The organism is Marinobacter sp. E2 (assembly GCF_055755345.1).
The window spans coordinates 3,672,281-3,693,038 of record NZ_CM146911.1 but is presented as its reverse complement, the minus strand read 5'-3'; the positions used below and the strand labels follow the sequence as shown (position 1 = coordinate 3,693,038).

16 protein-coding genes are annotated in these 20,758 nt (G+C 62.1%); 8 read left to right on the top strand and 8 right to left on the bottom strand.

The window, feature by feature from the left end:
• Positions 1-7: 7 nt before the first annotated feature.
• From AC0J1C_RS16815 to pilG, 7 genes are all read right to left on the bottom strand, one after another.
• Positions 8-1,060, bottom strand: coding sequence for a chemotaxis protein CheB (locus AC0J1C_RS16815; protein WP_375192585.1), 1,053 nt, complete (start codon positions 1,058-1,060; stop codon positions 8-10).
• Positions 1,060-8,649 (bottom strand): hybrid sensor histidine kinase/response regulator, encoded by a 7,590-nt coding sequence (locus tag AC0J1C_RS16810; protein ID WP_473044901.1) that lies wholly within the window; start codon positions 8,647-8,649, stop codon positions 1,060-1,062. Before AC0J1C_RS16810 ends, AC0J1C_RS16815 begins: the two co-directional genes overlap by 1 nt.
• 11 nt (positions 8,650-8,660) lie before the next feature.
• Positions 8,661-9,560, bottom strand: a complete 900-nt coding sequence (locus AC0J1C_RS16805; RefSeq protein WP_375192587.1) for a CheR family methyltransferase — start codon at positions 9,558-9,560, stop codon at positions 8,661-8,663.
• 27 nt (positions 9,561-9,587) lie between these two features.
• Complete coding sequence (locus tag AC0J1C_RS16800; protein ID WP_473044899.1) at positions 9,588-11,663, bottom strand: methyl-accepting chemotaxis protein; 2,076 nt, start codon at positions 11,661-11,663, stop codon at positions 9,588-9,590.
• Positions 11,664-11,754: 91 nt separating this feature from the next.
• Positions 11,755-12,300 (bottom strand): chemotaxis protein CheW, encoded by a 546-nt coding sequence (locus AC0J1C_RS16795; protein WP_375192589.1) that lies wholly within the window; start codon positions 12,298-12,300, stop codon positions 11,755-11,757.
• 20 nt (positions 12,301-12,320) lie between these two features.
• Positions 12,321-12,683, bottom strand: coding sequence for a twitching motility response regulator PilH (pilH, locus tag AC0J1C_RS16790; protein ID WP_008939836.1), 363 nt, complete (start codon positions 12,681-12,683; stop codon positions 12,321-12,323).
• Positions 12,684-12,715: 32 nt separating this feature from the next.
• Positions 12,716-13,108 carry a twitching motility response regulator PilG gene (gene pilG, locus AC0J1C_RS16785; RefSeq protein WP_008175635.1) on the bottom strand — a complete coding sequence of 131 codons (393 nt, stop codon included), beginning with the start codon at positions 13,106-13,108 and terminating at the stop codon, positions 12,716-12,718.
• A 303-nt stretch (positions 13,109-13,411) separates the two neighbouring features.
• Between pilG and gshB the strand changes: the two genes are divergently transcribed.
• The 8 genes from gshB to AC0J1C_RS16745 all read left to right on the top strand — a co-directional run bounded on the left by gshB (position 13,412) and on the right by AC0J1C_RS16745 (position 20,412).
• The gene (gene gshB / locus AC0J1C_RS16780; protein WP_375192590.1) at positions 13,412-14,365 is read left to right on the top strand and encodes a glutathione synthase; all 954 of its coding nucleotides are present in this window, start codon (positions 13,412-13,414) and stop codon (positions 14,363-14,365) included.
• 48 nt (positions 14,366-14,413) lie between these two features.
• On the top strand, positions 14,414-15,280 hold the full coding sequence (locus tag AC0J1C_RS16775; RefSeq protein ID WP_473044898.1) for an energy transducer TonB: 867 nt from the start codon (positions 14,414-14,416) through the stop codon (positions 15,278-15,280).
• Positions 15,277-15,843 carry a YqgE/AlgH family protein gene (locus AC0J1C_RS16770; RefSeq protein ID WP_473044896.1) on the top strand — a complete coding sequence of 189 codons (567 nt, stop codon included), beginning with the start codon at positions 15,277-15,279 and terminating at the stop codon, positions 15,841-15,843. The genes AC0J1C_RS16775 and AC0J1C_RS16770 overlap by 4 nt, the downstream gene beginning before the upstream one ends.
• Positions 15,836-16,279: a Holliday junction resolvase RuvX gene (ruvX, locus tag AC0J1C_RS16765; protein ID WP_375192593.1), complete on the top strand. Its 444-nt coding sequence runs from the start codon at positions 15,836-15,838 to the stop codon at positions 16,277-16,279. The genes AC0J1C_RS16770 and ruvX overlap by 8 nt, the downstream gene beginning before the upstream one ends.
• 33 nt (positions 16,280-16,312) lie before the next feature.
• The gene (pyrR, locus tag AC0J1C_RS16760) at positions 16,313-16,822 is read left to right on the top strand and encodes a bifunctional pyr operon transcriptional regulator/uracil phosphoribosyltransferase PyrR (protein WP_375192594.1); all 510 of its coding nucleotides are present in this window, start codon (positions 16,313-16,315) and stop codon (positions 16,820-16,822) included.
• 28 nt (positions 16,823-16,850) lie between these two features.
• Positions 16,851-17,864 (top strand): aspartate carbamoyltransferase catalytic subunit, encoded by a 1,014-nt coding sequence (locus tag AC0J1C_RS16755; protein ID WP_375192595.1) that lies wholly within the window; start codon positions 16,851-16,853, stop codon positions 17,862-17,864.
• Complete coding sequence (locus tag AC0J1C_RS16750; RefSeq protein ID WP_473044894.1) at positions 17,861-19,165, top strand: dihydroorotase; 1,305 nt, start codon at positions 17,861-17,863, stop codon at positions 19,163-19,165. Before AC0J1C_RS16755 ends, AC0J1C_RS16750 begins: the two co-directional genes overlap by 4 nt.
• A 266-nt stretch (positions 19,166-19,431) precedes the next feature.
• Complete coding sequence (locus AC0J1C_RS16745; RefSeq protein WP_473046576.1) at positions 19,432-20,412, top strand: putative solute-binding protein; 981 nt, start codon at positions 19,432-19,434, stop codon at positions 20,410-20,412.
• 41 nt (positions 20,413-20,453) lie between these two features.
• Here the strand turns inward: AC0J1C_RS16745 and AC0J1C_RS16740 are convergent, their stop codons facing one another.
• Positions 20,454-20,726 carry an HU family DNA-binding protein gene (locus tag AC0J1C_RS16740; RefSeq protein ID WP_473044893.1) on the bottom strand — a complete coding sequence of 91 codons (273 nt, stop codon included), beginning with the start codon at positions 20,724-20,726 and terminating at the stop codon, positions 20,454-20,456.
• Positions 20,727-20,758: the final 32 nt, after the last annotated feature.

The following is a 20,758-nucleotide window of genomic DNA, read 5'->3' as shown; positions in this document are numbered from 1 at the left end:
TGTGTCCTCAGGCAGAGTCCCGTTTCTGCCGGCTTTTCAGCAGGCAGGATTCTTCAATGGTTTTTACCAGTTCCCGGGCCAGTTGCTCGGGGGTGCCGCAGAAGCCGCTGCAGCCAGTTGCCGCCACTGAGTCCGGCATGGAACTGTTGCCGCAGCTGGTGCTTTCCTGCACCCAGATACGGCTGCCGTAGGCTTTCAGGAGCGGCGCCGCAATGGCACCGTCGTTGCCCATGCCGGAGAACACGATGGCATGACAGCGAGGGCCGTAATGGTCGGCAACGTTCAACAGCACCTGATCGATGGACGGCCCATAGGGCCCCGGCCAGGGCTTGCTGCATTCGGTAAGGGCGCCCTGTTCGTTGAGCTGCCACTCGTGTTCGACCGGCATCAGCACCACATCGCCATTCTTGACCCGATAGCCTTCTTCGGCCTTTTGCAGCCGGTAATGGGCGTGGCGACCTAGCACCCGGGTCAACACCTCTGTGAAGTTGCCATCAATGTGCTGGGCGTAGATAAAGCCCACCGGCAGTCCGGCCGGCAGGTGGTCGAGAAACGTCTTGACCGCCGCGGGTCCCCCGAGAGAGGCACCCAGAATCCAGACCTCTTCGGCAATGGAGCCGGGTACCGCCGGCGTGATCCAGCGGGGCAGTTCCGGCGAGCGTGGGACCGCCGGAGCATTGTCCTCAAGTTGCTCGAGGCTTGCCTCGGAATCCAGTTGCTCAAGGTGCCCCAGCTGCTGTTCCAGTTTGCCGAGCAGCCGGCGTTCCCAGCGGAAATACTCGGTGCTTCCGGGCTTTGGCGCTTCGTCCAGCCCGAACAGCACCGGTGCCTCGGTATTTTCCAGCAGGTGGTCAAACAGCTGGGGATGGTCGGCTTCATCCTCCAGTGTCACCAGCCAGAGCCCGGCCTCCGGAAAGGTCGGATAGCCCAGCAGCCGGTCGGGGTTGCCTGAAAAACAGACCTCCAGGCCAAACCGGGCTGCGGCGGCCTGCAGCCGATGCCTCTGCAGGACCATGTCGGAGACGATTCCAACCTGTGGCCGGCCCGTATCGCCGGTCATCACTGTCGTCCGGTCAGCCGCTCGATGGTCTCAAGCAGCTCGGTTTCCTGGAATGGCTTGCCGAGGTACTCGTTGACCCCAATGGCCAGCGCCCGCTCCCGGTGCTTCTCGCCAGTCCGGGAAGTGATCATACAGATCGGGGTTTCCTTCAGGTTGTCGTCGTGGCGAACAAAGCTGGCCACCTCGAAACCGTCCATTCTGGGCATCTCGATGTCCAGCAGAATGATGTCCGGCTTGTGGTCCTGCAGCTGGGCCACGGCGTCCAGGCCGTCTTTGGCAGTGATGACTTCCATGCCGTTACGCTCAAGCAGCCTTGAGGTGACCTTCCGGACCGTAACCGAATCGTCCACCACCATCACCACCGTGGCCTGCTCCTCGAAGCGGGCCGACTCGCGGGCCTTCTCGAGGTTGGCCAGACGCTGGCGCTCGGACAGGATGTCGGAACGGATCATCGCCGGCAGGTCGAGAATCACCACCACGTTGCCGTCACCGAGGATGGTGGCGCCGGACACCCCACGCACCGAGCTGAACTGCGGGCCAAGGGATTTAACCACGATTTCCCGGCTGCCCATCAGGTTGTCCACCTGCAGGGCCATCGGCTGTTCCGCACCACGCACCAGAATCACCGGCAGTGGCAGCGCCTGGCCTTGAAGCTTCGGGTGGTGGTCGCTGTTCAGAAGGCTGCCCAGGTACTGCAGGCGATATTCCTGGCCGGCGTACTCATACAGCGGCGCATCGGGCTTGTAGTATTCCTCGAGCTCGTAGGTGCTGACCCGGACAATACCCTCGATGGTGTTCAGCGGGATGGCGTAGAAGTCTTCACCGGTGGACACCATCAGCGCCCGGTTTACCGACACCGTGAACGGCAGCCGAACGGTGAAGGTGGTACCGCGGCCAACGGCCGAATCAATATCGAGGCTGCCGCCTAGCTGCTTGATCTCGCTGGCAACCACGTCCATGCCCACGCCGCGGCCGGAAATCTGCGTTACCTGCTGGGCGGTGGAGAAACCGGGCTGGAGGATGAACTGGAGAATCTCCCGTTCGGTGAGGTCCTCGTCTTCCCGAAGCAGGCCCTGACGGATCGCCTTATCTCGAATCACCGAAGACGGGATGCCGGCGCCGTCGTCGATCATGCGAAGTACCACGTCGCCGCCTTCGCGGGTCAGCGACAGGGTCACTTCACCGGTTTCCGGTTTGCCCGCTTTCTTGCGGTTTTCGGGGCTCTCGATGCCATGGTCGAGGGCGTTCCGGAGCATATGCTCCAGCGGCGCAATCATGCGCTCCAGGATGTTGCGGTCCATCTCGCCTTCGGCGTTGCGAACATCGAAGTCGACTTTCTTGCCCAGTTCCCCGCTGATCTGGCGAACGATCCGGCGCAGGCGCGGCACCATGGAGGCGAACGGAATCATCCGGGTCTTCATCAGACCTTCCTGGAGTTCCGTGTTGATCCGTGACTGCTGTACCAGCAGGGTTTCGGTGTCCCGCACCCGATCGGACAGGGTTTCCCGCAGGTCCGCAAGGTCGGAGGACGATTCCGTCAGTGCCCGGGAGAGTTGCTGGATAGACGAGTAGCGGTCCATTTCGAGCGGGTCGAAGTCGTCGCCGTAATCCGGGCCGTGTTCTTTCTCGGCACTGAACAGGATCTGGGCCTCGGTTTCGATCTCCATCCGGCGCAGCTGCTCGCGCAGACGCTCGATGGTGGCGGCCATTTCATCCAGAGTATGGCCGAAGTCGCTGGTCTGCTGCTCCAGCCGGCCCCGGGTGATACTGGTTTCGCCGGCCAGGTTGACCAGCTCATCCAGCAACGGGGCAGAGACCCGGATGGTTTCCTGAGCCGCACGCTGGGCTTCGGCAGCCTGTTTGCGGGCCCGTGCCGGAGACTTGCCGGGCTTCGGCGTCGGTTCGGCGGGTTTTTCAGCACGGGCCGGGGCTGCCGGTGGTTCCGGTTTTTTCGGCTCGGGTTCGGAAGGAGCGGGTGTGCTCGGTTCCGCCGGCGCCGCAGAGGGCATGGCGGAGCCGGTCTCATAGCTTTTCCGGATCTCGGCCACGAGGGCAATGATGGCGTCGTGATCTTCGGTAATGGCCTGCCACTGGGACTCGTCCGGGGCATTACCGCCAAGGTCAATCAGGCGTGTCTCGAAAGCGTGGGCCTTATCCCCGAGCTGGGTCAGCTGGGACAGACGGGCGCCACCCTTGAGGGTGTGCAGTGCCCGCTGGGCTTCCTGGTTGAAACTGTGGTTCGCGGGCTCCTTGCGCCAGTCATCGAGCAGTTGCTCGAGCTGATCCATGATTTCGCCGGCTTCCTCCAGGAAGATCTCCAGCACTTCCGGATCAATGATGTCCTGGCCGGCCTCTGCCGACTCAGGCTCGGAACCGGCGGTTTCGTTGGCGCTGGCTTCGTGGGCCGCCTGCAGTTCTGCAACCAGCTTGCCGTCGGGTGCCGGCTTGTTGCCCTCTTCGATGCTGTCGAGCATGGCCTTGAGGCTGGCCAGCGCCCGCTCACTCAGGCTGAACAGGGCTTGCTGGTTGTTGGAACCGGAAATCAGGGGATCCAGGGCATCGGACCAGGCCTCAGCCAGATCGGCCACCGGGTCAATATCGGACAGCCGCGCACCGCCCTTGAGCGTGTGCAGTTCCTGTTGCAGCTGGGTAACCCCGGTGAGTTCTTCCGGCTCTTCCCGCCACTGGTCCAGGCATTCGGTGATGGCGTCATGGATCTCCAGGCCCTCGTCCAGGAAGATGCCGATGAGGTCCTCGTCGCTGGCCTGGGTCAGGGTGTCGCTGAGGCTGGTGGTGTCCTCCGCCTGTTCGCTTTCGGAGGTCTCCGTTTCCGGTTCCTGCTCCGGTTCGGCTACGAGCGATGCCCCTTCGGTGGGGGCGGATTCGCCCCGGAGGATGGCCTTAACCCGGGCAACCAGCTCGTCTGCCGGCGGGCAGGGTTTCTGCGTTGCCACCTGCTCCACCATCTGTGCCAGCCGGTCGTGGCAGGCAAACAGCAGGTCATTCATGGAGTCACTGGCTTCCAGCTGACCCTCGGCGACCTTCTCGAACAGATCCTCGAGTACATGGGTGAGGTCGCCGATGGCCTCGACTCCGGCCATCCGGGCGCCGCCCTTGAGGGTATGCACGTCGCGCTGGAGTTCGGCGGCCACGGCCCGGTCGGACGGGTCTTCGGTCCAGGTATGCAGCGCGCTGCCAGTGGAATTGATCAGGTCGTAGGCTTCTTCCAGGAAGATGCCCACCAGCTCCGGATCCAGGTGGGAAAGATCGGCCACGCCGTCCTCGGCGCTGGCGACGTCATCGCTACCGGTCGGTGCTGGTGCGTCAGTATCGTCTTCTTCGACGTCGGGTAGCGGCACCTGGTCGTCGTCGACGCCTTCGGCCTCCGGCTGCTCGTCTTCCGGTACCGACGTGACTGGTCGGCTGCCGGTGGCGCTGTCCATATAGGCGCGGATTTCACTGATCAGGTCCGGGGCCGGGCGGGGCGCGTCCCGGGCTTCCAGGTTTTCCACCATGCCTGCCAGCCGGTCGTGGCACCGGAACAGCAGGTCGGACAGCTCATCGTTGACGGACAACCGCTGTTCGGTCAGCCCCTCGAACAGGTTTTCCAGCTCATGGGACAGGTCGCCTACCGCGGGAATGTCGGCCAGGCGGGCACCCCCCTTGAGGGTGTGCAGGTCCCGCTGGAGCAGTCGAAGAATATCGAGGTTGCCGGTATTCTCGCTCCAGTTCTGAAGCGCCTCGGCAGTGCTGTCGATCAGGTCGCGGGCCTCTTCCAGGAAGATCTCCGCGAGCTCCTCGTCCATGTCGTCGGACTCGGACGTTTCCGGAAGCGGCGGCTGTTCCACCGATTCGGTATCCGGATCGGGCGGCGAGAGTGACTGTTCGTCCTGGTCGAAACTGAGGTCGATTTCCTCAAGGTCGCCGGTGAATTCCTGCTCGAACGCGTCCGGCACCGTGTCGGCTTCGGCCGAGGGCGTCTGGCGCAGGGCTTCCAGCGCCGCCACCATGTCCTCGCTGGATTCGGTGGCCAGTCCTGCGGCCACCTGGTCCATCATGTTGATCAGCTGTTCCTGGGCCGCCCTGACGGTGTCGAAAAAGTCTTCGTCAGCGGTGACGGTCTCGGCAGCCACGCCGTTATAGGTGTCCTTGAGCGCTGCTGAAAGCGCGGCAACGTCGCTCAGGCCGGCATCGGAGGCGCCGGCGGTCAACTGCTCAAGTTCCGAGCGCAGCCGGTCCAGCGCGGTAATTTCCTCCGGGTTGGCGGCCCACTGATCGAGGATGCGGTCAGCGTCGAGAACAATATCGAGGCCTTCGTTCAGGAACAGCTGAACCAGGCGGGAGGACGACTCCGGTGCGTGGGTCTGCTCGGTCTCGACACTGTGGCCACGGAAGGTTTCCTGGCGCAGCTGTTCGAGGCTGTCCAGGAAGGCATCCGTACCGGGGAGCGGCGACTGCGGGCTTCTACGAATCTGGGCCAGGCCCTGGGTGAGAAAGTCGCAGGCGGATTCGATCAGGGCCAGTACGTCGCGGTTTGCCCGTTTGTTCTGGGCCCGGGATTCCTTGACGAACCGTTCAAGCGGTGTGATCACTGCGGCAATCGGGGCGATGCCTGCCGTGTGGGCACTGCCCTTGAGCGTGTGAAGTGCCCGGGAGAGATCGTCGGTATAGGCAACCGAGGTCTTGTCGCCGGCGGCGGTCAGAAAGTCCTTCAGCGTCTGCAGATGGGTTTCCGTCTCACTCTCGAAAATGTCGAGCAGCAGGGGATCAACCACATCCTCGTCGGAGGCTTCCGTTCCGGTAGCGACGGAAACGGCCGGTTCCTCGACCTGGCTTTCGGCGCTGTCTGCCTCGGCGGCGGGCATGGTACTGGCATCGGGGATCTCGCCATTGGCCAGCGCGTTGGCACGGGCCTCCAGGTTGGAGGTATCCACCGAAGGCGCACGGCGCTTTTCGAAATCCTCAACCAGGGCGGGCAGGTTGGCGGTGACATCTTCCAGCAACGTCGCGATGTCGTCGTTCATGAAGATGCTGCCGTCGATCACCCGGTTCAGCATGTTCTCGACGGACCAGGCCAACTCGCCGACCACCAGGGCGCCGACCATGCGCCCGCTGCCCTTGAGGGTGTGGAATGCCCGTCGTACCTCAGACAGAGCACTGCGGTCGTCATGCTGACGCAGCAGCATGGGCAGGTATTCGCGAATGGTCTCCAGGACCTCGCCGGCCTCTTCCACGAAGATTTCCAGGATCTCGTCGTCGATCAGGTCGTCTTCGTCGGTGTTTTCGGACGTGTGGGTTTCCGCCGCGGGCTCGGGCGAAGCGTCCTCAACCTGCTCCTCTGTCGCAGGAGCGCTCGCCGCCTCCGCCGCCGCCGTCGGTTCGCCCTCGGCACGGCGGGTGGTGGCCATGGCTTCGGCGCGGCTGATCAGGGCACTCACGTCGCCAGCTGTCTGGCCGTCCTTGAACTCGCGAATCAGCGAGGGAATGCGGGCGTTGACTTCGTCCACGAGGGAGAACATGTCGTCGGTTGGACGCACCGTCTGGTCAATGACGCGATTGAGCAGGTTCTCCACCGACCAGGCCAGTTCACCAATACTGGTGGCACCCACCAGGCGGCCGCTGCCTTTGAGCGTGTGAAAGGCGCGCCGGACTTCGGTCAGGGCCTCGCGGTCGTCGTGGTTCTGGCGCAGGCGCGGGTAAAACTCGTGGATGGTCTCCAGCACCTCTTCCGCTTCCTCGACAAAAATGCCGAGGATTTCATCGTCCAGAAGTTCGGCATCGGAGCCCTTGCCGGCGTCCTCCTGCACGGCTGCAGGACTTTCCTGCGGTTCCTCTGTTGCTTCCACCAGCGGAACGTCTTCGCTGCCGGTTTCGGTCCAGGTGGGCTCGGCACCTACCGGGAAGCCAAGGCTGGCGAGACTCTCTTCAGCCACTCTGAGCACGGAGTCGTTCTCTCCGATGCCCTCAGCCAGGCGCTCCAGATAATATTCGATGCTGGTTACCGCATCGGCCAGGGTATCCAGTTGCTTCCAGTCGGGTACCTGACCACTGCTCAGCAGGACATCGGTAATGTAGCGCTCGGCGGAAGCGAGCATGCTGGCCACCCGTTCCAGGGGAATCAGGCTCAGGCCGCCGCGGATGCTGTGCAGCAGGCCGGGCACGTGCTCGATTTCCCGGGTGTCCCACTGTGAGGCAATGAAGTTCACAATGGCGGATTTGACCTGTTCCAGGGTGTTTCGGGATTCCCGCAGCAGGGCACTGCTGGCTTCGCCCAGCTCTCGCGAGCCGAGGTTCACCGGAGCATCCGTTTCCGGCTGGGCGGCGTCCGGCTGGCCATCGCTCTCCAGCCCGGCCAGGCTGGCCTCGACATAGAGCAGGGCGCCGGCGATGTCCATCAGGGTACCGTCGTCCACCGGCTCCGCCTGGTCGCTGAGCTTCTGTACCAGTTCGACCTGTTCGGTCACTACCTTGCGGGGGATGCCCAGCCCCAGCACGGCCAGGGTGTTGGCCACCTGGCGCAGGCCGGGCAGCAGGTCTTCCAGTTCGCTGTTCTGGCGCAGCTCCGAGCGTACATAAAGGTCAAGCTGGTCCTTCAGTTTCGCCAGTTCTTCGTTGAGGGCGCCGACCACGGAGTGGATAGCGTCCCGACCCGGGCCGGATACGCGGCTTCGGGCCGCATCCACGTCATCATCCGAGGGCAGGGCACGATTCAGCTGGTAAGCGTCACGGAGCGCGCTGATGTGAGGCGTGTCCAGGTCCCTCGCCCGGGCAACGTAATACAGCAGGTGTTTCAGCAGCGCTTCCGGCGCCGGTTGCTGCAGGATGTCGGCGTGCTCGTCTATGAGCCGTCGAATCTCACTGTCCAGTTCCCGCAGCAGGGATTTGACGGCCGGGTTGACCGGATTGACGCGTCCCTGAAGGGATTCCACAAAGCCGCTGGCTGCCTTCCAGACTTCACCCCGCGGAGTCTTCTGGCACAGGCGGATCAGCCGCTGGATGACTTTCTGCATGTAGTCAAAGTGCGCATCCAGATCGGCTTCCCGGATCACGCCGGCGAGGGCGAACTGGTACATCTGGCGCAGCTTGCGGATGTGGCCGAGCACGGTCGGATCCTGCAGGCGCTGGGAAACCTTGCCGCTTACCTTGATGCGGGCAGGCGCCAGATCCGGCTTGAACAGAGAGGTGTCAGAGAGCAGGGATTCACCACGGGCGGCCCGGAGATCGTTCAGCAGGGGCAACAGCACCATCGGGAAATCGTCCCGGCTGGTTCCCAGGTGCTCAAGGTACTGGGGAAGCTGCAGAATGGCCTGCATGAGCACATTCACCGCTTCGTCGGTGTTGGCCACCGTCTCGTTCAGCACCGCCTGGGTCAGCTTCTCCATTTCCTCGGTGAGCAGCGCCGCCCCGTAGAGCTCAACCATCTGCAGGGTGCCGTGCACCTGATGGAGATAATTCAGGCAGAAGCGCAGGCGCGCGGTGTCGTCGCGATTCTCGACATACGCCTCCAGTGCATGCTGACCCTGGGTCAGCGTGTCCTGTATCTCTCCCCGAACCCAGTCGAGGGCGATGCTGTCATGGTGATTGCCCATAACCACTCCGGTTATTCTTCGTCAGTCTGGCGTTTGATCCACGCCAGCACATGTTCCGAGGGGACTCTCTGTAACCCGGGAGGCTGCCAATCGGTCAGCTCTCCCTGGCCCAGCACCAGCAAACCCCCGGGCGCCAGCCGCTCTGCAAGTCGCTTGACAATTTCCCGCCGGCGCCAACGACGGAAATAGATCAGCAGGTTCTGGCAGAAGATAATGTTCATGCCGTGCATCGGTGCCTTGTCGAGATCCAGTACATTGAGTCTGGTAAAGCACACCCGGTCACGGATGCTGTTCACAATTTCAACGGTATTCCGCTCGGCCGGGCGGAAGTACCGCGTTTTCATGTCTTCGTCCATGCCCAGCAGTTTGCGGGGATTGAACTGGCCGTTCCGGGCCTTCTCGATCGCAGGCTTGCTGATGTCCGAACCGGTGACACCGAACAAGGGCTGAAGCGCCAGCTGGCTCATGCATTCGTTCAGCACCATGGCCAGCGTGTAGGGCTCCTCGCCGGTTGAGCAGCCGACACTCCAGGCCTCCAGGGGGCGTTTCTTTAACAGCTCCCTGGGCCGGGTAAGCACATAGTCTGCCACCAGCCGAAAGGCGTCCGGATCCCGGAAGAACCGCGTTTCCTGGACCGTGAGCCTGTCCACCAGGGTGGCCCACTCCCGGATGGCATCCGGTCCGGAGACGATCTGCTCGTAATAGGCCTGGTAGCTGCTGCAGCCAATTTCCCGCATCCGGATACCAAGATTGGTCTCCAGGAAGGAGCGACGTTCGGCCGACAGGGTGATGCCCGTCCGGTGCTCCAGCAGGGTTTGCCACTGGCTAAACTGCGCCTCATCCATGTCGGGGAGTCGGCGCAGTGACCAGATGCCCTCGGCAGGTGACAGGTTGTTATGCATGTGCGCCATAAACCGTCAACAGCCCTGGAGCGAAGATCAGCCCACCACCGGAACGTCGCTGTCTTCCTCTTCTTCCTGATCCGCCGCGTCCTCTTCTGGCAGGGTGAAGCCGGCAACGGAAGACCGCAGCTCGGACGCCATTTCTGCCAGGTTACCGATAGACTTCGCTGTCGCGTTGGTACCGGAGGAGGTCTGGGAGGTGATTTCCTGGATAACGTTCATGGTGTTGGAAATGTGCGCGGCAGACGACGACTGCTGGCGCGCGGCGTTGGAGATGTTCTGGATCAGTTCCGCCAGAGACATGGATACGTTCTCGATTTCCTCGAGTGCGATACCCGCGTCCTGGGCCAGACGGGCACCACGGACCACCTCGGCTGTGGTGTGTTCCATGGAGATAACCGCTTCGTTGGTATCAGACTGGATCGTTTTAACCAGCGCTTCAATCTGCTTGGTAGCTGCGGAAGAACGTTCCGCGAGGCGCTGAACCTCGTCCGCAACCACCGCGAAGCCCCGGCCCGCGTCACCGGCCATGGAGGCCTGGATAGCGGCGTTCAGGGACAGGATGTTGGTCTGGTCGGCGATGTCGTTGATCAGGGATACGATGTCACCGATTTCCTGGGAGGATTCACCCAGTCGCTTGATCCGCTTGGAGGTTTCCTGGATCTGCTCACGGATGTTGTCCATGCCGCGGATGGTGTTCTGTACCACTTCCGCGCCTTTCTTCGCGATCGCTACCGACCGCTCCGCAACCGCGGAGGATTCGGCGGCGTTGGAGGATACCTGGTCGATGGACACCGCCATCTCGTTCACCGCGGCGGAGGCGCCTGCAATTTCCTGGGCCTGGTGCTCGGAAGCGTCGGCCAGGTGCATGGCCGTAGCCTGGGTTTCCTGGGCCGCTGAAGCTACCCGTACAGCGGTACCACGAATCGCCTGTACCAGGCCACGCATCTGGTCGATCGCGTAGTTGATGGAGTCGGCGATGGCACCGGTGAAGTCCTCGGTAACCGTGGCCTCGGTGGTCAGGTCACCATCAGCGAGGTCGGCCAGTTCGTCCAGCAGTCGCAGGATCGCGTTCTGGTTCTGCTCGTTCTGCTCCTGAGTAGTGGCCAGGCGGGCCTGGGCTTCGCGATACAGGGCCAGACCGATGAACACAACGATGGCAACCATGGCAGCCAGGATGATGAAGGCGAGCGTCGGGCTGACTACGCGGGAGCCGGACTGGGTCCGGAAGTTTTCGGCCAGGTCAGACAGTTCGGAGAGCAGGATCTCGGAATTCTGGAAGATATCGCTGGCCGCGGTACGCACCTTGAAGAGGTCGGGAGAGGCTTCAAGAATCGCGTCTACGTTCTGGGAAACGAACTGGAACAGCTCATCAACGGCCTCGAGACCGTAGATGGCGTCTTCGTCGTCTACCCGTGAGATACCCATGGCCGGGTTGCCATTGAGCTGGCCGTCGAGTACCCGGCCGAAGAGGTTGGCGTCGCGGCCGAAACGGTCGGCGGCGATAACGGCGTCTTCGTCACCGGAGAGTACGTTGTTGACCGAGCGCACAATCCGTTCTGCCAGCAGCGACTGGCGCTGGGCCAGGGCAATCTGCTCGGCCGGCGCGTTGTTGTCCAGAAGGATCTGTACGATGTCGTCGTACTCAACCTGCAGCTGGGGAATGGTCTCGTTGAGGGTCCGGGCCACCTCGTGCAGGCCAAGTACGGCATCCTGCGTGGAGAGGATGCTGTCGGCGTTTTCCCGCACCGTGTTCCAGGTGGCCTGTACGCCGCTCTGCTGAGCCATTTCACTGGGGGGCAGGCCGGTTTCCGGGTTACCTTCGGTGATGTTGGTCCAGAGCTGCTGGAATTCGTCCCGGGATCGCCGCAGCTGGTTGAAGGCCTCGGCGGTGCCGCCGGCCGCTTCCGTGGCGTTCTTCGCAATGGCCTGCGAGAGTACCCGCAGTTCTGCTGTCTGGGCGATGTATTCCTGATCGTTCTGGCTGTCCCGGTTGATAATAAACAGCACCACAACGAGCAGGATGGTGAGTGCGATCAGTGCGGCGATCAGGCCGGCAACCAGTTTGTTGCCTCCCTGTCCCATACTGAGTCTTCCGGCTCTGTTCTTCATCTTCTGGCTCCCGGCCTTTTCAATAAAATGGCAAGTTTGTTTTGTCGGGCTTCAGGCGGTCAGGGTGATGTTCCTGCCATTGTCACCACCCTTACCACTGGGCAACGTCCAGGAAGCGTTCGTCGTCGAGCAGGTCGACGGCGGAGAACACTTTCCAGACTTCCTCATTGCGTTCGTAACCGCCTGAGACAAACGGTCGAACGTTTTCAGGAACGCCTTCCGGCGAATCCTTGAAACTGTCAGTTGCGAAGTACTGCATGCCCAGAACGCTGTCCACGACCAGCCCGCTGAAAATGTCGCCCTGTTCAACAACGAGCACACGCCGCTCCCTCTGGCTGCGGGAAGAACGGGGGATGTCGAAAAAGCTGGCAAGGTCGACCAGGGGCAGGAGGCGGCCGCGAACATTGGCCGCTCCGAGCAGAAACGGGCGCACCCCGGGAATGTGGGTAAAGCGGGGCACGTGGAGAATTTCAGTAACTTCGCCCATGGGAGCGACGTAACGCTGGCCGGCGAGAATGAAACCGATGCCGTTCCAGAGCTCAACGGCTTCCTGTTGCTCCGGCAGGCCGGCGGCCATGGACCGGCTGCGCTCGGCGATATCCGTCAGAACGGCAAAAGGGGCGGCCTGGGCGGACATGCGTACTCCACGGTTGGGGATCAGGCAATCAGGCTGTTGATTGTTTTGATCAGGTCGTCTTCGTTAACCGGCTTGACCAGGTAACCCTTAGCGCCCTGGCGGGTGCCCCATACCCGGTCTGTCTCCTGATCCTTGGTGGTCACGATAACCACGGGAATGGAGGCGGTTTCCGGTGCACGGGTCAGCTGACGGGTTGCCTGAAAGCCGTTCAGGCCGGGCATGACCACGTCCATCAGAACCAGGTCGGGTGTTTCTGCGCGGGCCTTGGCAACACCGTCTGCGCCGTTGTCGGCGGTGAGCACCTCGTGCTGGTGTTTCTCCAGGATCGTGGAGATCTTCTTAACCTCGGTGGGGGAGTCATCAACAATCAGAATGCGGGCCATGGTTTCCTCAATGGTTCTTTGTATCAGCAGGTTTACTGTTCCGCCTGCGGAACGTACTGGCGGATCGTGTTGAGCAGTTCATCCTTGCTGAACGGTTTGGTCAGGTACTGGTCCGAGCCTACGATCCGGCCTTTGGCCTTGTCGAACAGCCCGTCCTTGCTGGAGAGCATGATAACCGGCGTCTTCTTGAAGGAGGAGTTGTTCTTGATCAGTGCGCAGGTCTGGTAGCCGTCCAGGCGAGGCATCATGATATCAACAAAAATGATGTCCGGCTGGGAATCGGCGATCTTGGCGAGAGCGTCAAAGCCGTCGGTTGCGGTGATCACCTCGCAGCCGACCTTTTTCAACAGGGTTTCTGCGGTGCGACGGATGGTTTTACTGTCGTCGATCACCATGATCTTCAAGTTCTCGAAGTTGTCATCCATTGTCCAACTGCCTTGCGCTCAGCGACTGTCGTTATTTTGAACCGAGGGTTTTAACACAAACCTTAAGGTTCTTCTATAAACCCCGATCATTTATAGATTATCAATGAACGGATAAAAAGTATTAGTTTGTGACCAAATGTACTTCTGCCCGCACTGTCACGTTACTGACTGAGGATTTCTCCGGATGCATTTGCAGCTCGGGTACAATACCATCTGTTGTCAATGCAAAGCATAGCATCGATTGACTGGTCCGCTCTGCAGACCGGTTCGTGTTTTTAACCCTCAGGGAGTCCACCAAAGCCCATGACCGTCAGACTCGGGATCGTGATGGATCCGATTGAAGACATTCACTTCAAGAAAGACAGTTCACTGGCCATGCTGCTGGCCGCCCAGAACCGGGGCTGGGAGATTGAGTACATGGAGCTGCCGGACCTGTACCTCGACGGCGGCAAGGCCATGGCCCACACCCGGGACCTGACCGTGCACATGGATCCGGACAACTGGTTCAGCTACGGGCCTGCCCGGGATCGGGCGCTGGGGGACCTGGACGTGATCCTCATGCGCAAGGATCCGCCGGTGGACCGCGAGTTCCTGATGGCCACCTATATATTGGAAGCCGCCGAGCAGCAGGGGGCGCTGGTGGTGAATCCGGCAGCCACGCTGCGGGACTGTAACGAGAAACTGTTTGCCACCCAGTTCGAGGATCTGACCCCGCCGCTGCTGGTCAGCCGTTCCGCCACCCGGTTCCGGGAGTTTTACGCGAAGCACGGCGATGTCATCATGAAGCCGGTGGACGGCATGGGTGGGCATTCGATCTTCCGCATCCGGGAAAATGACTTCAACCTGGGGGTCATTATTGAAACCCTGACCAACTATGGCAGCCATCAGGCCATGGCCCAGAAATACATTCCCGAAATCACCGACGGCGACAAGCGCATTCTGCTGATTGACGGCGAGCCGGTGCCCTATGCCCTGGCCCGGATTCCGTCCCACGGAGAAAACCGGGGCAATCTGGCCGCCGGTGGTCGCGGCGAGGGCCGTGAGTTGACTGCCCGGGACCGGGAAATCTGTGCCCGTGTGGCGCCGGTGATCAAGGAAAAGGGACTGATCTTCGTGGGTCTGGACGTGATCGGTGATTACCTGACTGAAATCAACGTGACCAGCCCGACCTGCATCCGGGAACTTGATGCGGCCTTCGGGATCGATATTGGCGGTATGCTGATGGATGCCATCGCCCGGCGTCTCGGCCAGGCTTGATCCGGCCACACCGGCCGGACGGGTTCAACGACAGGATTCAATTCAGGAATGGCAGTTCAGGTAAGCGACTTCGACCGGCTCTCCTTTACCCTTTTCATGGCGCTGGCCGTGCACGCCATGGTGGTGCTGGGCATCACCTTTGCCCCGGAGCAGCCGCGCTCCTCGGCCCAGACCATGGAGATCACCCTGTCGCAGTTTGATGACAAAGAGGCGCCGGAGAAAGCGGACTTCCTGGCCCAGACCAGCCAGCAGGGCAGTGGTACTGAGGAAGAGGTCCAGGAGATGACCACGCCTCAGCCGGCGGAGATCAGTCAGCCAGAGGTGGCGCAGGTGCAGCCGGAGCCGCCGTCGACAACCCGGCCGCAGCCGAAGCAAGAGCGGCCCGTGGTCCAGACCGAGAGCCCCTCCAGCCAGAAGGTACAGCAACCGCAGGAGCAGACAGCACCCGAGGAAGAGCCGCTGCCGGTGCGGGAGAAAAAGAGCCTGATGGAGCGCAGCCTGGAGATCGCCAGTCTGGAGGCCCGGTTTGATGCCCAGCAGAGGGCCTACGCCCGTAAGCCGCGAGTGATGCGTGTGACCGCGGCGTCCACTCTGAAATCCACCAACGCCTGGTATGTTCAGAACTGGGTGAGCAAGGTGACCCGGGTGGGTAACATCAACTACCCGACCGAGGCGCGTCGGGCAGGTATCTATGGCACACTGCGTATGCTGGTGTCGTTGAAGAAGGACGGCACCATCAAGGAAGTGGCCATTCTGCAGTCCTCTGGCAGCACGGTGCTGGATGATGCCGCCATCCGGATTGTCAGAATGGCAGCGCCTTTTGCCCCGTTCCCCGAGGAGATGCGGCAGGAGGTGGACGAACTCGAGATCATACGAACCTGGTCTTTCCAGCGTCGGGGGCTGACATCCGGATGACAGCATCGAAACATTCTCCCCACAGCCTGCGCCATCACTTTCTGGTGGCGTCTCCCTATCTTGCCGACCCAAGATTCCACGGTGGCGTGATCTACCTGTGTGAGCATTCCGAAGAGGGTGCCCTGGGGCTGATGATCAACCATCCACTGGACATTCATCTCGGCGAAATCCTCGAGCAGCTGGATCTGCCCGGGGATGAGCTCGATATCCCCGTGTTCAGTGGCGGACCGGTCCAGCCGGAACGGGGGTTTGTGCTGCACACGCCGGGCACCAACTGGCAAAACACCGCCCGGGTGACCGACGAGGTATTGCTGACCACCTCCCGGGACGTGCTGGCCGGCATCGGTCGTGGGGAAGGACCCTCGGAATACCTGGTGGCCCTGGGCTATTCCGGCTGGAGCGAGGGGCAACTCGAGGAAGAGCTTGGTAGCAACGCCTGGCTGACTTGCCCTGCAAACACCGATATCCTGTTCCGCACCCGCTGGGAAGATCGCTACGAGGCGGTGCTGAAATTGATTGGCATTGACCTCAACCAGCTCAGTGAATCCGTCGGCCATGCCTGAGAGTACCAGCCGTCGGGTGATGGCGTTTGATTTCGGTACCCGCCGTATTGGTGTCGCTGTCGGCCAGGAGTTGCTGGCAACCGGCCAGCCGGTGGCCCTGATTCCCGCCCGTGACGGCATACCGGACTGGCACCAGATCGAGGCCCTGCTGACTGAGTGGCAGCCGGATCTGGTGGTGGTGGGGCTGCCCCTGAACATGGACGACTCCGAGAACGACATGTGCGCCCGGGCCCGCAAGTTTGGCAAGCGTCTGCACGGGCGCTATCACGTGCCGGTGGAGATGGTGGATGAGCGACTGACCAGCTTCGAGGCCAAGGGCGATGTGATGGCCGCAGGCGGCAGTCGGGACTTTGGCCGCCACGGCGTGGACGATCGGGCCGCGGTACTGATCCTGGAAACCTGGTTTGGCGAGCAGTCAAACCCGCCCGGCCACTGAAATGGCTCCGGCTTTTGAAACTGTGAGGAATAAATGACCGCATTGCTCGATATCAACCAGTTGCTGGATGAAATGGAGGCCGGGCTGCGCCAGGTGCTCGAACACCGGGGCATTGAAGCGCCGGTGCTGATCGGCATTCGCACCGGTGGGGTCTGGCTGGCCGATGTGCTCAGCAAGCGCCTGGGTATTGAGGAGCCCTTCGGAGAACTCGACATTTCCTTTTACCGGGACGATTTCAGCCGGATCGGGCTCAATCCCCGGGTCAAGCCTTCCAGCCTGCCGTTCGATACCGAAGATCGGGACATCATCCTGATCGACGATGTCATCATGAGTGGCCGCACCATCCGCGCGGCGATGAATGAGATCTTCGATTATGGCCGCCCAGCCAGTATCATACTGGCCACATTGATTGATCTTGGCGCCCGGGAACTGCCCATTCAGCCCGACGTGGCCGGCCGTGTCCTGGCCCTGGAATCCCACCAGCGCGTCAAGCTCCGGGGCCCCGACCCGCTCCGGATCGAGCTTCAGGAAGCCGGGCGGTAAAATCTCCGAATCAGACAACAGGCGACCCATGACCGCACAAGACTCCTCCCCGCACCACTTGCAGCTGACCCGGGACGGCCAGTTGCGGCATTTTCTGACCCTCGACGGGCTTGATCGCAGCCTGCTCACCGACATCCTGGACACCGCGGATTCGTTCATCGAGGTCGGCGAGCGTTCCATCAAGAAGGTACCGCTGCTGCGGGGTCGGACGGTAGTGAACCTGTTCTTCGAATCCAGCACCCGCACCCGAAGCACCTTCGAGCTGGCCGCCAAGCGCCTCTCGGCCGACGTGCTCAACCTGGACATCAGTACTTCGGCCACTTCCAAGGGCGAATCCCTCTCCGACACCCTGCTTAACCTGGAGGCCATGGCCAGCGACATGTTCGTGGTGCGTCACTCCCAGAGCGGTGCGCCCCACTTCATTGCCGAGAGCGTCACCCCCGGCGTGGCCATCATCAATGCCGGCGACGGACGCCATGCCCATCCAACCCAGGCCATGCTCGACATGCTCACCATCCGCCAGCGAAAGGGGCGTTTCGAGGGGCTGAAAGTGGCGATTGTGGGCGATGTCCTGCACTCGCGGGTGGCTCGCTCCCAGATTCGCGCGCTCAACGAGCTGGGCGCCGAAGAAGTCCGGGTGATTGCGCCCGGCACGCTGTTGCCAAAAGACGTGGAGAGCCTTGGCTGCCGGGTCGACTACGACATGAAGCGCGGCATGCGGGATCTGGACGTGGTGATCATGCTGCGTCTGCAGAAGGAGCGCATGGAGGGGGCCCTGTTGCCCAGCGAGCGTGAGTTCTACCGGCTGTACGGTCTGAACCAGGAAAAACTGGCGCTGGCCCATCCCGAGTGCATCGTTATGCATCCCGGGCCAATCAACCGGGGGGTGGAGATCGAATCCGCCGTGGCCGACGGCCCCCAGTCGGTCATCCTGAACCAGGTTACCAACGGCATCGCCATCCGGATGGCGGTGATGTCCATGGCCATGGGCGGCCAGGTGGCCGAGCGCCAGCAGAAACTGAGTGAGAGGAGCCCGTCATGACCAGTGCCAACGCACCGGGACTCAGCCTGAAGATTACCGGCGGCCGACTGTTTGATGGCCTGGGTGGCGAGCAGGACAACGCCGCGATCCTGATTCGCGATGGCCATATTGTTGCCCTGGGCGATGAGGCCATCCGGGCGCCGGCAGACGAGACCGTTCGGGCCGATGACTGGGTGATCGCGCCGGGCTTTGTCGATCTGTGTTGTAACCTGCGTGAACCGGGTAATGGCCAGAAGGGCAACATTGCCTCGGAAACACGGGCGGCGGCCCACGGCGGGTTTACCACGGTGTGTGCCTCGCCGGAAACCTCGCCGGTGAACGATTCCAGTGCGGTGACCCATCTGATCCGCGACGGCGCCGCCAGCCGCTCTCCGATCCGGGTGCTGCCGGTGGGTGCCATTACCCGAGGCCTGGAAGGGGATCTGCTCAGTGACATGGCCGGCCTGGCGGCCGCGGGTTGCGTGGCCGTTGGCAATGGCTCCCGCGGGGTGCGGAATGCCCGCATTCTGCGCCGGTGCATGGCGTATGCCCAGACCTTTGGCCTGACCGTGATGTTCAGCCCCGAGAACCAGGCGCTTGCCGCCGACGGCTATGCCCATGACGGGCTGGTTACCTCTCGCCTGGGCCTGCTCGGCATCCCGGAAGTGGCGGAAACCGCCGCCGTGATGGAAATGCTGCTGCTGGCGGAGGAAACCGGTGTTCGCCTGCACCTCAGCCAGCTGTCCTGTGGCCGTAGCGTGGAGATGCTCGCCGAGGCCCGCCGCCGTGGCATTGCCGTGACCGCTGATGTGGCCATGCACCAGCTGGTGTTTACCGAAGAGGCCCTGGCGGGTTTTGACAGCCGCTTCCACGTGCGTCCGCCGCTTCGTAGCGAAGCCGATCGCAAAGCGCTGATCGCTGGGGTTCGTGACGGCATCATTGATGCCATTGTCAGCCAGCACCAGCCCCACGACACCGCTGCCAAGCAGGCGCCCATGGCGGCGACGGAACCGGGCCTGTCCAGTATTGAAAGCGTGCTTTCACTGGGTCTGGAACTGGTAGAAATGAACGAGCTGTCGCTGGCCGATCTGATGCGTGCACTCACTACCGGCCCGGCATCGGTGATTGGTCGTTCTGCCAGGGTTGCTCCGGGCGAACCGGCCGATCTGTGCCTGTTTGATCCGGAGGCCTTCTGGGCGCCCGGGCCCCGGACCCTGGTCTCCGCCGGTCGCCACGCGCCGGTGACGGATCGGGAGTTGCCGGGCGTGGTGCAACTGACCCTGGCAGGCGGCCGCAAGGCCTGGCAACACCCCGAGACCTGAACGGCCCGCGCCGACAAAGTGCGGCAGAGGTAGCGCCACCTCTGTCGACACCATCACAGATTCTCTCCCTTTTGCCCAAAAGCCCTTGATGGCAGGCACCGGTGCCAACGTATTCTTGTGACCGTCGGCCTATGGTCGACCAAGGAACGTAAGGCCTGACCGGTACCCGGATGTACCGGTGTCCGACAATAACAACCAGGAGTCATCCCGTGAAATCAATCAAACATCCCCGGTGCTTCGCGCTGGCGGTAGCCCTGTGTGCCGGCATGCTGATGCCTCTGGCGGGCTACGCCCAGGCGCAGAATGCACCTCTTGAGCGCAGTTTCTGCGTATTCGATCCGGTGGGCGCCAACGGCCCGCTGTTCGCCATCACCAAGACCTTTCAGCCCGTTGCCCTGAACCACGGTATCAAGCTGGACCTGCGCGCCTACACTGATGAGAAGGTGGCGGCGGAGGACTTCAAGGCAGGCCAGTGCGATGCCGTGTTGCTGACCGGTACCCGGGCCCGTGAGTTCAACAAGTTCACTGGCAGCCTCGAAGCCATGGGCGCAGTGCCGGGCGAGGAAGAAATGCGGCTGTTGTACAACACCCTCAGTCAGCCCAAGGCCCGGCCCTTCCTGATCGACGGTCCTTATGAGGTGGCGGGCGTGTTCCCCGGTGGTGCCATCTATTTGCATACCCGCGACCGGAGCATCGACTCCGTGGAAAAACTGCAGGGTAAACGCATTGCCACCCTCGACTACGACCAGGCATCGGTGCGCATGGTGCGGCATGTGGGTGCTTCCGTGGTTGGCTCCAACTCGGCCAACTTCGCTGGCAAGTTCAACAATGGCAGCGTCGATCTGGCCTATGCCCCGGCCGTAGCCTATACACCGCTGGAGCTTTACAAAGGCGTTGAGCCCAACGGCGCCGTGGTCAAGTACGCCCTCGGCTACATGAACTTCCAGGTGATTATCCACCGTGACCGGTTCCCGGATTCTGCGGGACAGATGGTGCGCGACGAATCCATCAAGCGGATCGACGAGGCCTACGAGATCATCGCCCAGGCGGAAGCGGAAATACCGGATGATGTCTGGATGTACCTGCCTCAGGAGGACACGGCGGAGTACGACAAGATGCTGCGCAAGGTCCGGCTATCGTTGCTCGAAGACGGTGTCTATGACGAGCGCGCGATCAAGCTGATGAAGGCCATTCGCTGTCGGGTGGACGCCACCCGGTCCGAGTGTGCCTCGGTGGCCGGAACCTGACACTGGCTGGATGCCGGCCCGCAGGGCGGGCCGGCGTCCGGTTAGCGGATTTCGTCCTTGAGTGCCTTGCCGGCCTTGAATCCCACGGTCTTGCTGGCGGGTATCCTGATCGCTTCGCCGGTTTGAGGATTGCGGCCGTCCCGGGCTTCTCTTGTACGGATGTTGAAGGTGCCAAAGCCAATCAGGGTGACATCTTCGCCCCGCGATGCGGCTGCGGAGACCTGGTCGGTAAAGGCGGTGATGACTTCGCTGGCTTTTTCCCGGGTCAGGCCGGTGCGATCGGCGATGGCGGCGGCGAGTTCAGGTTTGCGCATCGGATACTCCTTTTTGTAATTCTGCTTTTTCA

What these genes read in the sequence shown, in the direction of transcription:
- AC0J1C_RS16815 (WP_375192585.1), bottom strand. Translation starts at nt 1,060, where the DNA reads ATGACCGGCGATACGGGCCGGCCACAGGTTGGAATCGTCTCCGACATG.
- AC0J1C_RS16810 (WP_473044901.1), bottom strand. Translation starts at nt 8,649, where the DNA reads ATGGGCAATCACCATGACAGCATCGCCCTCGACTGGGTTCGGGGAGAG.
- AC0J1C_RS16805 (WP_375192587.1), bottom strand. Translation starts at nt 9,560, where the DNA reads ATGGCGCACATGCATAACAACCTGTCACCTGCCGAGGGCATCTGGTCA.
- AC0J1C_RS16800 (WP_473044899.1), bottom strand. Translation starts at nt 11,663, where the DNA reads ATGAAGAACAGAGCCGGAAGACTCAGTATGGGACAGGGAGGCAACAAA.
- AC0J1C_RS16795 (WP_375192589.1), bottom strand. Translation starts at nt 12,300, where the DNA reads ATGTCCGCCCAGGCCGCCCCTTTTGCCGTTCTGACGGATATCGCCGAG.
- pilH (WP_008939836.1), bottom strand. Translation starts at nt 12,683, where the DNA reads ATGGCCCGCATTCTGATTGTTGATGACTCCCCCACCGAGGTTAAGAAG.
- pilG (WP_008175635.1), bottom strand. Translation starts at nt 13,108, where the DNA reads ATGGATGACAACTTCGAGAACTTGAAGATCATGGTGATCGACGACAGT.
- gshB (WP_375192590.1), top strand. Translation starts at nt 13,412, where the DNA reads ATGACCGTCAGACTCGGGATCGTGATGGATCCGATTGAAGACATTCAC.
- AC0J1C_RS16775 (WP_473044898.1), top strand. Translation starts at nt 14,414, where the DNA reads ATGGCAGTTCAGGTAAGCGACTTCGACCGGCTCTCCTTTACCCTTTTC.
- AC0J1C_RS16770 (WP_473044896.1), top strand. Translation starts at nt 15,277, where the DNA reads ATGACAGCATCGAAACATTCTCCCCACAGCCTGCGCCATCACTTTCTG.
- ruvX (WP_375192593.1), top strand. Translation starts at nt 15,836, where the DNA reads ATGCCTGAGAGTACCAGCCGTCGGGTGATGGCGTTTGATTTCGGTACC.
- pyrR (WP_375192594.1), top strand. Translation starts at nt 16,313, where the DNA reads ATGACCGCATTGCTCGATATCAACCAGTTGCTGGATGAAATGGAGGCC.
- AC0J1C_RS16755 (WP_375192595.1), top strand. Translation starts at nt 16,851, where the DNA reads ATGACCGCACAAGACTCCTCCCCGCACCACTTGCAGCTGACCCGGGAC.
- AC0J1C_RS16750 (WP_473044894.1), top strand. Translation starts at nt 17,861, where the DNA reads ATGACCAGTGCCAACGCACCGGGACTCAGCCTGAAGATTACCGGCGGC.
- AC0J1C_RS16745 (WP_473046576.1), top strand. Translation starts at nt 19,432, where the DNA reads ATGCTGATGCCTCTGGCGGGCTACGCCCAGGCGCAGAATGCACCTCTT.
- AC0J1C_RS16740 (WP_473044893.1), bottom strand. Translation starts at nt 20,726, where the DNA reads ATGCGCAAACCTGAACTCGCCGCCGCCATCGCCGATCGCACCGGCCTG.